This is a genomic window from Cupriavidus sp. FW305-46 (assembly GCF_058787075.1).
Window position 1 is genome coordinate 1 of the sequence record NZ_JBYSZI010000101.1, and the last position, 14,589, is coordinate 14,589.

The window sequence follows — 14,589 nt, forward strand, 5'->3', positions numbered from 1 at the left end:
CCCCCGCCCAGCAAGGCCGTCCCCCTGGAGGACCACATCCTTGAAGTCACCGACGACATCCTGCGTATCAGCGTCGGTCTTCAGTCCTTCCTGACCTTGCTGGACCTGCAGAGCGACACCATCCCCCAGGGCATCGGCCTCCACGCCCTGCTCTTGCCGCTCAAGCAGCAACTGGACGAGAGCGCCAACCGCCTGCAGGCGCTGGTCTGACGAAGAGCGCTGCTGACCGCGCAACGGATGAGCAGCGCTGAAAAGCAAACGGCGTGAGCCAGTTGGTCTCGCGCCGTTTGCATCTTCCCGATGGTCGAGCGGTGCAAGCCGCAGATCCGCATCGAGATCGGGAGCTTCGAGGCGATGTGCCATCACCGCACAAAACCGCGGTCCGGCACGCATTCCGGCCAGACCGCGGCGACCGGACGCTAGCCCAGCCCGGTTGCCATCGCCGGGTCCGTCACGCCATGCTGGCCAGTCTCCAGGCGACCTGCGAAGCGCCGTTCGAATCCGCTTTCGGCTTCCGTGACCGTGAAGTCGTACCAGTTGCCGCTCTCCTGCAGCGGCCAGTGGTGCTCCACCTCGGCGCCGGCCGTGATATGGAGTTGCCACGGACCGTCGCTACGATAAGCGTTGGGCGTCACCACCAGCGTCAGCGGCTTGCCGCCACCGTTGACCGCGCCCTTGCCGTCGTTGCGCGCAGACAGGTAGACACTGCCCTTGTCCAGGTCGTAGCAGACGCGGACCTCAGGGGCATCGGCCATGGCGTCCGCGGGCAGCTGGCCCTTGAACATACGCACGAAGCCGTTAGGCCCGTAGACCGCCAGGTCATAGCGCCCGTTGTCCGTGGTGCGCGCATCCCATTCATCGTCCAGCATCTTGCCGGGCTCGACCGTGTAGCGGCGGGGAATCTGGTCCAGATGGAGCCGGTCGTAGACATGGAAGACCGCGCCCTGCTCCCCCGTATTGCTGAAGATCAGCTTCAGCTTGCCGATGCTGGGCTCGGCCAGCGCACTCGCATGGAGGACATAGGGCAGCGCGCGCGAATACTTGGTGCCAGTCTCCTGGAACAGCGACGCCGGCACGGCCGGTGCCGCCGCCTTGGGTTTCGCCAGCTGCTCGGCGATCACCTGCTTGTAGTTGCTGGTATCCGGCAGCGTCGGGAACACCTGGTCATTCGGCGTCCTGAAATCGAAGACGGAAGTCAGGTCGCCGGCCACTGCGCGGTGCCACGGGCTGATCGCGGGCACCGTGATGCCGAAGCGCTGTTCCAGGAAACGCCCCATCGAGGTGTGGTCGAACACCTGCGAGTTGATCCACCCGCCGCGCGTCCACGGCGAGATCACATACATCGGCACGCGCGGGCCGAACCCGTACGGGCGCAGGCGGATGGTCTCGCCGCTGGTGGTGGTGCCGTCGAGCGCCGTATTGCCGGCGGTGTCGAAGTATTCGCCGGTGACGTCGACGGTCGACTTGCCGTGCAGGACGCCATTGGCGTCGTAGGACGGCACCGCGGCCGGCGGAATATGGTCGAAGAAGCCGTCATTCTCATCGAAGGTGATGAAGAACACGGTCTTGCTCCAGACCTCCGGGTTGGCGGTCAGCGCCGTCAGCACCGTGTTGATGAAGTCCGCGCCTTCGGTTGCGCTCGACGGGCCGCCCGGATGTTCGGACTGCGCCGGCGTCGGCAGGATCCAGCTTACGGCCGGCAGCGTGTCGTCCCGCACATGCGCGGCCAGCTGCTCGATGGTCCAGCTGCTCATGCCGTTGTCGTAGAGCGGATTGCCTGGCTGCGCTTCACGGAAGCTCTTGAAGGCGAGCCCGCCATGCAGCAGGCCGCCCCAGTTGGCATTGGGGTTCTGGTAGATGCGCCAGCTGACGCCCTTTGCCTGCAGCAGTTCCGGCAGCGTGGACCACTGGAAGGCGGAACCCTTGTAGGTGTAGCCCGGCGTGGGCAGCTTGCCGCTCACGCTGCAGCGCAGGTTGTTGACCTCCGCATCGTCAAGCGTGCAGTTGCGCCCCGCCTCGCGCATCGCGGGGTTGTAGTTGGAGCCCGACATGAAGGTGATGCGGTTCGGGTCGGTGCCGCCGGCGTGGCTGCAGTGGTAGGCGTCGCAAAGCGTGAAGGCCTCGGCCAGCGCGTACTGGAACGGAATGTCTTCACGACGGTAGTAGCCCATCGAATGGTCGTTCTTGTACTTGGCCCAGAAGCCGAAACGGCCCTGGTTCCACGCATTCTGCGCATCCATGAAGCTGTGCGGCGTGCCGGAGACGCGCAGCGCGTTGACGGTCGCGCTGTCGAGATGGAACGGCGTGATCTCGCGCGTGCCGTTCGACTCGAACCACACCGGCTTGCCTGACGGCACCGGCACCGGGAAGCGGTCGCCAAAGCCGCGCACGCCGCGCATGGCGCCGAAGTAATGGTCCAGCGCGCGGTTTTCCTGCATCAGGATCACTACGTGCTGCACGTCCTGGATCGTGCCGGTATTGACCGCAGCCGGAACGGCGAGTGCGCGGGCGATGCTGGGCGGCAGCATCGACAGAACCGAAGCAGCGGCAGCGCTTTTGACGGCGCCGGAGAGGAAGGTGCGTCGATCGATTTTGGTCATGATCGGGGGAATGGTAGGAGCGGACGATGGGGGAAGGGTCGCGGATGTGTCAGGGTGCGCAGTGCATGCCCTGCTTCGACGCTGCCGCGTCTTCGGCTGCTGCCGCCTGCATGGTTGTCTTGACGGCCTGGGGAGTGATGCTGCTGCTATCTTCGCCGCCACCGCATGCGGTGAGGGCCAGGGACAAAAGCGCCGCGAGCAGCGCGGCGCGGCCAGACCACAATGGGTTGTTCATGAGGACTCCTTATGTTCGAGGGCCAGGGGGAAGGGACTGACGCGACTCGAAGCGTAGGGGGCCGATGTGACATCCAAATGAATATTGCTCAATACAATTGTTTTTACATTTGAATTATCCTCATTTTCTGGCCGTGGAACGGCACCCCCCGTCACTGACGGGAGCAAGGCTGGACGACAACTGCAGCAGGAAAATGTCAGGATGCCGGCGCGGGCCGGCTGGGGCTCAATATCGCTTGAGCGACAGGACGTCGAACGTACGCCGCAGCGTTTCGACGGAGTGGTCGTAGTCCGTCAGCGCGAGGCAGGCGATCAGCACATCGATGATCGCCAGTTGCGCCAGGCGGCTGGTCATCGCCTCGGTCCGGAAGCGGGTCTCGCGCGCCATCGTGAACAGCACGACGTCGGCGAAGGCCTGGATCGGCGACTTGCCGAAATTGGTGATGCAGATGGTGCTGGCACCGCTCTCCCGCGCCAGCCGCGTGGCCGTCACGGTTTCGTGCGTGCTGCCCGAATGCGAGATGGTCAGCGTGGCAACCCTGGGGCCCGCGAGCGATGCGCTGATGGCCTGGATATGCGAATCCACCACCGCCTTCACGTTGAGCCCGATGCGCAGCATGCGGTACTGCGCATCCTCGGCGATCGGTGCCGCGCTGCCGATGCCATAGATCTCGATGCGTTCGGCCGCCCTGAGCATGGCGACCGCGCGCTCGATCGCGGCCACGTCGAGCACGGCGCTGGTGTCATGCAGCGTCTGGACGTTGCTCTGGAAGATCTTGCGCATGACCGCCGGGCAGGTGTCGCCGGGCTCGAGGTCTTCGTGGATGATCTGGACCCCCTGCACCAGTTCCTGCGCCAGCAGGATCTTCAGTTGCTGGAAGCCCGTCGCGCCCAGGCTCTTGCAGAAGCCGACCACGCTGCCCTCGCTCGCATTGGTGCGCTCGGCCACTTCGCTGACCGACATATGGATCACGGTCTGCGGATACCGGGTCACGAAATCGGCAATGCGCTGCCCGGCCGGCCCCAGCGAGTCCCGCATGCTGTGAATGCGCGCGAGCATCGCCGACGTGGTGGGCGACGGCGGCGCTGGCTCGGCGGTCTGCGCGGTCTCCGTTCTGGCCGATGACGCCTGCGACGACGATTTCCGGGCCGGCGCCGCGCCCGCGCCGCGGCGGCCCTTTACCATGGGCCCCGCCCGCTCAGGGACTGACGATACGGCGCGAAGCCCGGGTGGCAAGACGGAATCGGCATCAATCGACCTGCAAAGTGTATGGTGAATTCAGTGTTCCGGATGAAACCGGCAAGGCACGGCACGATGATAACTGTTTGCGTTGACAATACCGTTTTCCGTTGCCCCTGCCACGGAACTGGTCGCGAGCGCCCGGCCTCCAGAGGATTGCATCGACCGATTGAATCCTGAGCCCTTCATGGGTCATTCGAAGGCCGCCCCAACCGGAAGCACGTCCGCATTGCGGTGCTGCAACAGGAAATCGCCAGCCTGGGCGCTGCCATCACCACCACTACCGCGACGCGGAACCAGGCCATCCGCGAGCTCTCTTCCGGGCAGTCAATGCGGGCGGGCAGCCTGGCGATGAACTAGCGCGCCAGGCTGCGCCGCTCAGTCGCGATACGCCCGCAAGTCGACCATGCGGCCACCATCGTCCGCAATCAGGCGGAACGCGGCAGGCTGGTAGTCGGCATCGATGGCCAGCAACCCTGTGACGCAGGCAAGCAGCGTGCCGCAGGTCGTCCGGATCCATGCGTATGACACTAGCGCAACACCCGGCATTGCGGCTTCAGCATGAGCGGCGCCGCGCTCAGTGCCGCCGCCGTTTCGAATGACACGCCTTCGGCCAGGCCGGTGACCAGCAGCCCGCCGCCAGGCTGCACCTCGATCACCGCCAGGTCCGTGTAGATGCGGTCCACCACGCCAAGGCCGGTAACGGGATAGCTGCAGCGCTCCACGAGCTTGGGTTGGCCGTCGCGGGTGACATGCTCCATCATCACGAACAGCCTGGCCGCTCCCGCCACCAGGTCCATGGCGCCACCCACGGCGGGAATCGCGTCGGGCCCGCCGGTCGACCAGTTGGCCCAGGTCGCCCGTGGCGGAGACCTGGAAGCCACCCAGCACGGTGATGTCGAGATGCCCGCCGCGCATCATCGCGAAGGACATTGCATGGTCGGAGATGGAAGCGCCCGCCAGCAACGCGACCGGCTCCTTGCTGGCATTATCGAAGATGCCTGGCGTCATCACCTGCTCTGGCGCCAGCGTGCCCAGCGGCACGATCTCATCGACCTGGACGATGGTGTGTCGGGCTGCAGTGCACATCACCGGCCCGAAGTTGCGGCCCGCATAGCGGTAGTCGAGGTTGCCCCAGCGATCCGCCCGATGCGCCTTGACCAGCGCGAAATCGCCGCGCAAGGGTTGCTCCAGCACATAACCCCTGCCATCGATCTCGCGCGTTTCCTTGCCCTCAGCCAGGGCCGTGCCATACGCGGTCGGCGTAAAGAACGGCCCCAGTCCGGCGCCGGCGGCGTGCATGCCCCGGCCGGCCGGTCTTGGTTCATTGCTGCGGAATGCCGGTGTCCTTGACCACGCGCGCCCAGCGCTCGCGCTCGCTGTTGATGAAGGTGCCAAAGTGAGCGGGCGTATCGCCGCCTGGGATACCCCCTAGCTCCGCCAGCCTTGCCTTGATGTCGGGCTCGTCCAGGATGCCGGCGACGGTCTTCTGCAGCCGGTCAATCACCTCCCGTGGCGTGCCGGCCGGCGCCACCAGGCCGAACCATGCCGTCACCTGGAAGTCGTTCACGCCAGCTTCCTTCATGGTAGGCACATCAGGCAGCTCGGGCACCCGGCTGGCGCTGGTCACCGCCAGCGCGCGCAGCTTGCCCGACCGGATATGCGGCAGCGAGCTGGGGAGATTGTCCACCATCATGGTGACCTGTCCCGCGACCAGGTCGGCCACGGCCGGTGCCGCACCCTTGTAAGGAACGTGGATGAGGTCAGTGCCGGTGCGCTTGCGGAACAGCTCGCCGGAAAGGTGGACCGACTGGCCGGTGCCCGAGGAGGCAAAGGAATACTTGCCGGGCTGCGCCTTGGCCAGCGCGACCAGTTCGGCCACGGTTCGGGCCGGCACGCTGGCATTGACGACCAGGACATTGGGTACCGACACCACCATGGTAATTGGCGCAAAGTCCTCGGCGCGGTAGGGCAGTTGCCGGTACAGGCTGTAGTTGATGGCATTGGGCCCGATATTGCCCATCATCAGGGTGTAGCCATCGGCGGCAGACTGCCTGAGCGCCTGGGCGCCAATGATGCCGCCTCCGCCGGCGCGGTTTTCCACCACCACCGGCTGGCCAAGCAACTCGCCCATGCGCTTGCCGACCAGGCGCGACGCGATATCCGTTGTACCACCCGCGGCCGCCGGCACGATCAGCCGGATCGGCTTGTCGGGATATGCCGCCAGCGCTGTGCCTGGGGCCACCACGACGGCAACGCCAACCACCCCCGCCATCCCGGTCGCCGCTAGTGCCAGCCTGGCGCGCGCCAGCCACCGCCCATCGAAAGCCTGCTTCATCGTCATCTCCTTTTACGGTCGCGCCATGTTCCTGGGATGTGGTTCCAGCGCTGCGTCAATGACGATAAATCGCCCGTCAGGGCACGTGAATTCACAATTCGCAAAAGAAGGCTTCTGCCTGACGGAACCCATGCGTACGCTGTGGCACCGCTATCGGCGGCTATCGACCTTTTCGAGAAAAATCCGGGCTGTGCATTAACTTTTCTCCGAGTTTTGACGCCGGTTTCCGGCATCAATACCGCGGTTTCCGCAGCAGCTCACGGATTTTTCCAGGCGAGCGCATGCGCACCCGATTGCAGGCGGCAATGCGCTTCACAAGCATCGTGTCGTCCCTGTTTCACGCGCCAGGCTGCGCCGCTCAGTCGCGATACGCCCACAAGTCGACCACGCGGCCACCGTCGTCCGCCATCAGGCGGAACGCGGCGGGCTGATAGTCGGTGTCGATGGCCAGCACGCCGGTGGCGCTGGCCGGCAGCGTGCCGCAGTCCGACGTGGACAGCTTGAGGCTCAGCGAATTCGGCATGGCATGCGTGGCGAGCGTTCCCGATAGCTGGCATGCAGACGCGCCGGGCGCGATCTTGCCTTCTGCCGTGACGGTGAAGCTTGCGCTGGCACCCGAGGGCAGCACCGCGGTGTAAGCGCCAGCCACGTTGCCGGGCTCTACCTTCGCCGAGGGCACGGCAGCCTGGCTCAGCAGCTTGACGCTGGCCGCGGCGTCCGCGCCCGGTGCGGCGACCCAGCTGCCGTTCTTGTCGCGGCGGTAGATGGTGGTGGCCTTGTCTTCGGCATCGGCCAGGGCCAGGTAGCGGCTGCCGTCCGTGCCGGCGTAGTACTTGCCGACGGTCGGGTTGTCGGCGTCGCCCACGCTGACAACGTAGGCGCCCGGATCGAGGTCCGTGACGGACACGCTCGCGGTGGCGGGCGGCGTGGTGTTGTCGGACGCGTCGTTGCCGCCGCAACCGGCGAGCCCCAGCACGGCTGCCAGGGGGAACAGGGAAATGAGGCGTTTCATCGGGACCTGCCTCACTGGCCGAACAGTTCACCCAGGCGCAGGCGCAGCCATTGCTGGCCGGCGGGGCGCTGGTCGAAGCCGATCTGCATGGCGGTGACGGCCGTCCTGGTCTTGTAGACGACGGACTCGTCCTCGGCCTGCGCGGCGGTCGGCGTGCCGCTGCCGGCGCCGATGCCGAGCCCGTACGGCGCGGTGCCGTTGAACTTCAGCGCATAGGCGTCGAAGGTGCCATGCCGCGAGAACGCGAACGGCGTGGCGGCCGTCGGCGCGTTCGGGAAGTTGACATTCAGCGCCAGCCCCGCCGGCAGCAGCGGACCACCGTTGGTCTTGGCACGCAGCGTGTTGATGAGCTTGATGGTCAGTTGCGCCACCACGCCCGACACCGGGCTCGCCAGGCCGGCGTTGTCGACCGAGTCGGTGCCGGCGCTCAGCGCGATCGACGGAATGCCGCGCGCCGCGCCGAACTGCGCGTTGCTGACGGTGCCCGAGCTGTTGACGATGCGGCCCACGTTCTGCCCTTCGTTGGGCCCGGACAGCACCAGGTCCGGCGCCTTGCCCCAGCGCGCGGGGGCCAGCACGTCGAGCCCGTACATGGTCGCCATCACCGGCGTGCCGTGAGCGTAGTGGTAATCGCCGTTGGCATAGCCCGGCTTGGTGAAAGGCCCCACCGCCGGCTCGCCGGTGGCCGCCGCGCCGTTGTGGCAGCCGCCTTCGGCCTCGACCTGGGTCTTGTCGTTGTCGGGCACGATGACCGTGGTGCTGTACATCACGATGCCGGCGCCGCGGCCACTCTGGCCGGTGCAGGGCACGCTGACGATGACGTTGTGGCCTGCGCCCTTGAGGGCGTCGTACAGCGCCTTCAGGTTGCTGGTCAGGCCATCGTCGTTGGTCAGCAGGATGTTCAGGGCGAAGGCAGGGCTCGCCGTGGCGGCCAGCAAGGCCGCGGCGATCAGTCGGGTTTTCATGGCGGTGGTGTCGAGGCGGTTCAGGAGTGCGGGCAAAGCGCGCCCACGGTGCAGACAAGGCAATTCCGGGCAGCCCGATCAGGCTGGCTGGCGCACGCGTCGGCAGCGCCAGGTGTGGGGGGCGCGGGCCGGGCGCAGCGCCCTGTGGTGTCCGGTAGTGGACGGACGCTACGTTACCTGCGCTTCGTTACAGTTGCGTGAACAACAAAGCGGTGCCTGGCGATGAATCAGGCGTGCAAGTAAACCGCTCTACGCACAGGCATGACCTGGCTTCTGGCCGTGCGTCTCAATGAAAATCCCGGCTCCCCACCATCAACCGCCCCAGCATCGGGCTTAAATCCACCAGCTCCTTGGCCACCAGGTGGCGCACGTCGCCCTGGCGCTGCCAGGTGCCGACCACGCCCAGCAGCGTGGCGCCCAGCACCTCCTTGCGCTGGCGCTCGACCAGGTCGGGCCACAGGATCAGGTTGACGGAGCCGGTCTCGTCCTCGATGGTCGCGAAGATGGTGCCGCTGGCGGTGGATGGGCGCTGGCGCACGGTGACGATGCCGCAGGCGCGCACGCGGCGGCCGTTGGCGCAGCGCGCGAGCTGGCTGGCGGTGGCAAAGCGCATCGCCGCCAGCTTGTGCCGCAGCAACGCCAGCGGGTGCGACTTGAGCGACAGGCCCAGGCTGGCATAGTCCGCCGTCACGTCTTCGCCGAGCCGGGGCGCGGGCAGCGCCAGCGCGGCTTCGGCGGGCGGCGCTTCGTACAGCAGGTCGCGGTGCGCGGCATGCGCGGCGGCGGCGCGGGCCTGCCAGCGGGCCTGGCGGCGGTTGCCGGCCAGCGGCGCCAGTGCGTCGGCGGCGGCCAGCACGTCGATGTCGTGCCGGTCCAGGCTGGCGCGCAGTGCCAGGTCTTCGACGCTGTCGAACGGACGCTGGGCGCGCGCGGCCTCGATGCGCAGCGCGGCCGCTTCGCGCATGCCCTTGACGCGGCCCAGGCCCAGGCGCACGCGCGGATGCTGCGGCCTGGTGCGGGCCTGCGCGTCGGCGACATCGGCCTCCACCGGCTCCAGCGTGCTGTCCCAGCGGCTGATGGTGACATCCACCGGCAGCACCTGCACGCCATTGCGGCTGGCGTCCTGCACCAGTTGCGACGGTGAATAGAACCCCATCGGCTGGCTGTTCAGCAGCGCGCACAGGAAGGCGGCCGGATGATGGCACTTGAGCCAGGCGCTGATATAGACCAGCTTGGCGAAGCTGGCGGCGTGGCTCTCGGGGAAGCCATACTCGCCAAACCCCTCGATCTGCTTGCAGATCGCCAGCGCGAAGGATTCCGGGTAGCCGTTGCCGGTCAGCGCGCGCACCAGCGCATCCTGGTGCTGGCGCAGGTCGCCGCGCCGCCGCCACGCCGCCATCGACCGGCGCAGCTGGTCGGCCTGCCCCGGTGAAAAGCCAGCCGCGTCGATGGCCAGCTGCATCACCTGCTCCTGGAAGATGGGCACACCCAGCGTGCGGCCCAGCACATTCTCGATCACCTTGTTGAAATAGGCCGGCGGCTGCTGCGTGCGGCGGAAGGCCTCGCGCCGTTTCAGGTAGGGATGCACCATGCCGCCCTGGATCGGGCCGGGCCGCACGATGGCGACCTCCACCACCAGGTCGTAGTACTGGCGCGGCTGCAGCCGCGGCAGCATCGATTGCTGCGCGCGCGATTCGATCTGGAATACGCCGATGGTCTCGGCCTTGCAGATCATGTCGTAGGTGTCCGGGTCTTCCTTGGGGATGTCTTCCATCCGCGTCGGCAATGCAGCGCGCGCCAGGTCCGGGTTGGGGATCATCTCCAGCGCGCGCCGGATCGCCGACAGCATGCCCAGCGCCAGCACATCGACCTTGAGCAGGCCCAGCGACTCCAGGTCGTCCTTGTCCCACTGGATCACGCTGCGGTCGGCCATGGCCGCGTTCTCGATCGGCACCAGCCGCGACAGCTTGTGCTGCGCGATCACGAAACCGCCCACATGCTGCGACAGGTGGCGCGGAAAGCCGCGCAGCTGCGCGGTCAGGCTGGCCCACTGCTGCACCGCCGGCGATTCGGGATCGAGCCCGTAGCGGGCGATCTTCTCGACAAAGCCGCGGCCGCCGTCCCACCAGGCCTGGCCCTTGACCACCTGCTCCACCACGCTGGCGTCGATGCCCAGCGCGCGGCCCACGTCGCGCAATGCGCTGCGCGAGCGGTAGGTGATCAGCGACGCCGCCAGCGCGGCGCGGTGGCGGCCGTATTTCCTGTAGATGTACTGGATCACCTCTTCGCGCCGCTGGTGCTCGAAGTCCACGTCGATATCGGGCGGCTCATCGCGCTCGCGCGACAGGAAGCGGCCGAACAGCAGGTTGGCCTGCTCGGGGCTGACCTCGGTCACATACAGGCAGAAGCACACCAGTGAATTGGCGGCCGAGCCGCGGCCCTGGCACAGGATGCCCTCCCCGCGCGCAAAGCGCACGATGTCGTGCACGGTCAGGAAGAAGGGTTCGTAATGTTTTTCTTCGATCAGCTGCAGTTCTTCTTCGAGCTGTTTCTCCCACTCCGGCTTCAGGCCGTTGGGAAAGCGCTCATGCTTGCCGCGCGTGACCTCCTTGCGCAGGTAGGAGATCGGCGTCTCGCCGGCCGGCACCAGTTCCTCGGGATATTCATAGCGCAGCATCCCCAGCGAGAAATCGCACAACTCTGCGATCTTCAGCGTCTGCGCCAGCGCCTCGCGCGGGTACAGGCGCGACAGCACCTGGCGCATGCGCAGGTGCTGCTCGGCATTGGGCGCCAGCGCCATGCCGCATTCGGCCAGCGGCTGGCCCAGCCGGATCGCGGCCAGCACATCGGACAGCGGCTTGCGCGAACGCACGTGCATGGTGACCGCGCCGGCCGCCGCCAGCGGCACGCCGGTCTGGGCCGATACCGCTTCCAGGCGCGCGCGGTGCAGCGCGTCGGCATGGCCCTGCAGCTGCTCCAGCGCAATCCAGGCACGTTCGCCGAAGACCGCGCGGCACCACTCGGCCTGCTCGCGCAGCAGTTCAGGATCGGCGCAATAGTCGGGCAGCAGCAGCGCCACGCAGCCGGGCATGCCGCGCAGGTGCGCTTCGTCGGCGGCGGGCGCGGCCAGGTCCTCGGGATGCAGCCGGTAGGTGCCCTTCTGCGCGCGCCGCCGGCCCAGCGTGATCAGCTCGCTCAGGTTGCCAAAGCCCTCGCGGTGCTGGGCGATCAGCACCAGCCGCAGCGGCGCGCGCTCCGAGCCATCGGCCGGGGTCAGGCTGAAGCGGCTGCCGATCAGCAGCGAGAAGGCATCGGCGGCGCGGGCCAGCGCCTGCAGCCGCTGGTGGCGGCTGGCGTGGGCATGGGGATCGTCAGCGCCGGCGTCAGGCTCTTCGTCATGGTCCAGCAGCGGCTCATCCACGCCCTCTTCGCCGCGTGCGGCGCTGCGCGCCACCGCGTCGTGCAGGCGCTTGCGCAGGGTCTCGATGGCATCGTGCGCGCGCGCGGTGCCGGCCACCGAGCATTCATCGGTCAGCGCCAGCCCGCTGTAGCCCAGGCCGAAGGCGCGCTCGATCAGCTCGCCCGGGTGCGAGGCGCCGGTCAGGAAGGTGAAGTTGGAGATGCAGTGCAGCTCCACGTAATCCGGCAGCGCCGGCAGCAAACCCGGCAGCGAGGCAGGCAAGGACAGCGCGCTCATGCGAACAACCCATGCAGGAACCAGCGGTACTCGCCGCCCTCGTCCTGCGCCGCATGGCCCGGACGTTCGCGAAAGATCCAGCAGCGCAGGCCGTCGGCGCGCTCGGCGATAAAGTAGTCGCGCGTGGCCAGCGCGCCGTCCCACCAGCCGGCCTCGATGCGCTCAGGGCGGCTCAGCAGCGCCAGCGGGCCGCCGTGGCAGGGCCGGTGGCGCTGCACCGGCAGCGGCAGCGGTTGCGGCAGCAGCCACAGCGGGCGCTCCGGCTGCGGGCCCGGCAGGCTGGCGGCCTTGTTGCCGCCGGGTTCGTCGACCGGGCACCAGCGGTTGGCGCGCTCGGGCCGGTGGTCGGCCAGCGGCCGCGGCTGCAGCACGTTGTCGCGGCCCAGCCGCGCCATCAGCGTATCGAGCAGGCGGCCCAGGTCTTCCGGCGTGCCGCCGGGCTCGGGGAACAGCGCATCGCTTTGCGGCACGCATGCGGCCATCGCCTCAACGCGCAGCGCCAGGCCGGTCACGGGGGCGTGGAAGTTGAGCTTGTCGAGCTTCTCGCGCAGCAGCCGCGACAGGTGCGCGGGATCGCGGCTGGGCTGGGCCAGGCCCACCGGCACCTCGGTGCCGTCGGTGTCCACGCCGCGCCGGTAGCGCTCATGCTCCAGCACCAGCACGCAGCGCGTGACGCCGGCCTGCTGCACTGCCAGCCAGCCGGCCAGCGCCAGCAGCAGGCGCTGCGCGCCGGCCAGCACGCCCTCGGCGGATTCGATGCGGCCCGGCAGGTCCATGCGCTGCGCAAACGCGGGCGGCGCCACAAACCAGACGAAGCGCGCCGGCGCCTCGCCATAGGCCTGGTCCAGCCGCGCCAGCAGCGCCGGGCCCAGCCGGCGCGTCAGGCCCGCGCGCGGCAGGCGCCGCACCTCGCCCAGGGTGCGGCAGCCGATGCCGTCCAGCCAGGCCGGATCGGCCAGCGTGTGCAGCGCCTCCACCGGCAGGCGGTCCAGCAGCCGGTGCAGGCGCGCCATGCCCACCGCGCGGCGCCCGGGCCGCACCACGCCGCGCCGCGTGCGCCGCAGTGGCTGGCGCGCCAGCCACGCGGCGCCGTGCGCGGTCGGGCCTGAGCCCACCTGGGCAAAGGTGCCAAGCTGGCGCACGCAGGCACGCACCGCGCGGCACAGCGCGCGGTGGCCGCCAAACAGGCGCAGGCTGGCGGTGACGTCCAGCATCACCGTGGCCGACTCCGGTTCCTCGTCGACGGTCACGCCCGGCGTGAAATGCAGCAGCGCCAGCGCCACCGCCTCCATCAGCGAAGCTTCCGCGGCGAGGTCGCGCTCCAGTTGCACGATGTCGGCCGACCGCGCCTGCACGCCGCCGCGGCGCATGCCGTAGCGCACGCCGAGCTGCATCGCCGGGCCGTTGGCCAGCACCACCTGCTCGCGCGCCATCACCGCCACCGGCAGCGCATGGTGCAGCGTGGCGGTGGCGGCAGACGCGCTCACGGCGGGCGCCAGCTCAGGCCAGTTGGGCTGCAGGGCGTCCAGGGGCAGGCGCGGCAGGTGCACCGCGATCCAGTACGGCATCGGAAGAAGATGGAGAAGACGATTCAGACAAGGCAGGCGCACCTGCCGGGACAGGCCAGGCGGCTGCGCGCGTGGCCGCCGCCATCCCGTCCAGGCGCAGCAGCAGCGGCGTGTCCCGCACCGGCCCGCGCCGCTTGTGGAAGGTGATCGACAGCACATTGCCGGGCAGCGGCGCCAGCAGCAGCCGCAGCACCGCCGGCGACGACTCGCGCAGCGCCGTGGCCGGACGCAGCGCCCATGCCACCGCGTCGCCGGCCTGCGCCAGCACCTGCAGGCGGCGCAGCGCCTCGGGGCGGGCCGCGGGCAGCCAGACCAGCACGCCGCCAAAGGCCTGGCTGCGCAGCACCTGCTCGGCCGCCCACAGCATGTCGGCCTGTTGCGCGGCCTTGCCGGCGCCGGCCGGGGGGCGCATCCAGTAGAGCTGGCGCGCCGGCAGGCCGGCCGCGGCCAGCCCCATCGCATTGGGCAGGTAAGGCGGCGCCACCAGCGCAATACGGCGCCCGGCCCCGGCCAGCGCGCGCAGCGCCGGCAGCAGCAGGCGCAGCTCGCCCGCTCCACCCTGCGCCGTCAGCAGCTCCGTCAGCCCGCCCGCCGGCCAGCCGCCGCCGGGCAGCTCGGCCGACAGCGCGTCATATCCGGTCGGGCATACCGCCGCACCGCCGGCACGGCCCAGCTGGCCGGCCCGCCACAGCCCGGGATAGCGCTGCTCGAGCGCCGACAGCGCCTGCTGGCGCGAGGCCGGGGCAGACGGGGCAGGCTCCGGGGGCGCCGGCGCTGGGACAAGAAGGCCCTCCGCCGTCATGGGCGGGGCTGCGTGCGATTGCGCAGTCATGTGGAGTTGGCGTCGCTCGCCGGGGAGGGCGAGGAACTAGTAGGTTTACGATAACTGTATATTTATACAGTATCTGGTGCCAGCGCAAGGGGTAGCGGCAAGG

The 14,589-nt window shown here is 68.7% G+C and carries 12 protein-coding genes and 2 pseudogenes; 2 read left to right on the plus strand and 12 right to left on the minus strand.

Annotated features, from left to right (window positions below):
* On the plus strand, positions 1–210 hold a 210-nt coding region (locus AC3WON_RS29700; RefSeq protein WP_492353338.1), incomplete at its 5' end, for a DUF1484 family protein.
* Between the two features lie 209 nt (positions 211–419).
* Here the strand turns inward: AC3WON_RS29700 and AC3WON_RS29705 are convergent.
* The 3 genes from AC3WON_RS29705 to AC3WON_RS29715 form a co-directional block, all read right to left on the minus strand.
* Complete coding sequence (locus AC3WON_RS29705; RefSeq protein WP_492353339.1) at positions 420–2,600, minus strand: phosphocholine-specific phospholipase C; 2,181 nt, start codon at positions 2,598–2,600, stop codon at positions 420–422.
* Positions 2,601–2,649: 49 nt separating this feature from the next.
* Complete coding sequence (locus AC3WON_RS29710; protein ID WP_492318591.1) at positions 2,650–2,835, minus strand: hypothetical protein; 186 nt, start codon at positions 2,833–2,835, stop codon at positions 2,650–2,652.
* Positions 2,836–3,060: 225 nt separating this feature from the next.
* Entirely contained in the window at positions 3,061–3,873 is an 813-nt protein-coding gene (locus AC3WON_RS29715; RefSeq protein ID WP_492318592.1) for a MurR/RpiR family transcriptional regulator, read from the minus strand.
* Positions 3,874–3,880: 7 nt separating this feature from the next.
* On the opposite strand from AC3WON_RS29715, the gene AC3WON_RS29720 reads away from it, so the two are divergent.
* Positions 3,881–4,111, plus strand: a complete 231-nt coding sequence (locus tag AC3WON_RS29720; RefSeq protein ID WP_492353340.1) for a hypothetical protein — start codon at positions 3,881–3,883, stop codon at positions 4,109–4,111.
* Positions 4,112–4,452: 341 nt separating this feature from the next.
* Here AC3WON_RS29720 and AC3WON_RS29725 read toward each other — a convergent pair whose 3' ends face one another.
* From AC3WON_RS29725 to imuA, 9 genes and pseudogenes are all read right to left on the minus strand, one after another.
* On the minus strand, positions 4,453–4,605 hold the full coding sequence (locus tag AC3WON_RS29725; protein ID WP_492353341.1) for a hypothetical protein: 153 nt from the start codon (positions 4,603–4,605) through the stop codon (positions 4,453–4,455).
* Positions 4,605–5,064, minus strand: a pseudogene (locus AC3WON_RS29730) (CoA-transferase); the annotation flags it as partial. The gene AC3WON_RS29725 and the pseudogene AC3WON_RS29730, both read right to left, overlap by 1 nt.
* 3 nt (positions 5,065–5,067) lie before the next feature.
* A pseudogene (locus tag AC3WON_RS29735) lies at positions 5,068–5,376 on the minus strand (3-oxoacid CoA-transferase subunit A); the annotation flags it as partial.
* A 22-nt stretch (positions 5,377–5,398) separates the two neighbouring features.
* Positions 5,399–6,418 carry a tripartite tricarboxylate transporter substrate binding protein gene (locus AC3WON_RS29740; RefSeq protein WP_492318596.1) on the minus strand — a complete coding sequence of 340 codons (1,020 nt, stop codon included), beginning with the start codon at positions 6,416–6,418 and terminating at the stop codon, positions 5,399–5,401.
* A 352-nt stretch (positions 6,419–6,770) separates the two neighbouring features.
* Entirely contained in the window at positions 6,771–7,424 is a 654-nt protein-coding gene (locus AC3WON_RS29745; protein ID WP_492353342.1) for a hypothetical protein, read from the minus strand.
* Between the two features lie 11 nt (positions 7,425–7,435).
* Positions 7,436–8,389 (minus strand): 5'/3'-nucleotidase SurE, encoded by a 954-nt coding sequence (locus AC3WON_RS29750; RefSeq protein WP_492353343.1) that lies wholly within the window; start codon positions 8,387–8,389, stop codon positions 7,436–7,438.
* Between the two features lie 286 nt (positions 8,390–8,675).
* On the minus strand, positions 8,676–12,086 hold the full coding sequence (locus AC3WON_RS29755; protein WP_492353344.1) for an error-prone DNA polymerase: 3,411 nt from the start codon (positions 12,084–12,086) through the stop codon (positions 8,676–8,678).
* Complete coding sequence (locus AC3WON_RS29760) at positions 12,083–13,654, minus strand: Y-family DNA polymerase (protein ID WP_492353345.1); 1,572 nt, start codon at positions 13,652–13,654, stop codon at positions 12,083–12,085. Before AC3WON_RS29760 ends, AC3WON_RS29755 begins: the two co-directional genes overlap by 4 nt.
* On the minus strand, positions 13,587–14,456 hold the full coding sequence (gene imuA, locus AC3WON_RS29765; RefSeq protein ID WP_492353346.1) for a translesion DNA synthesis-associated protein ImuA: 870 nt from the start codon (positions 14,454–14,456) through the stop codon (positions 13,587–13,589). The genes AC3WON_RS29760 and imuA overlap by 68 nt, the downstream gene beginning before the upstream one ends.
* Between the last annotated feature and the right edge of the window lie 133 nt (positions 14,457–14,589).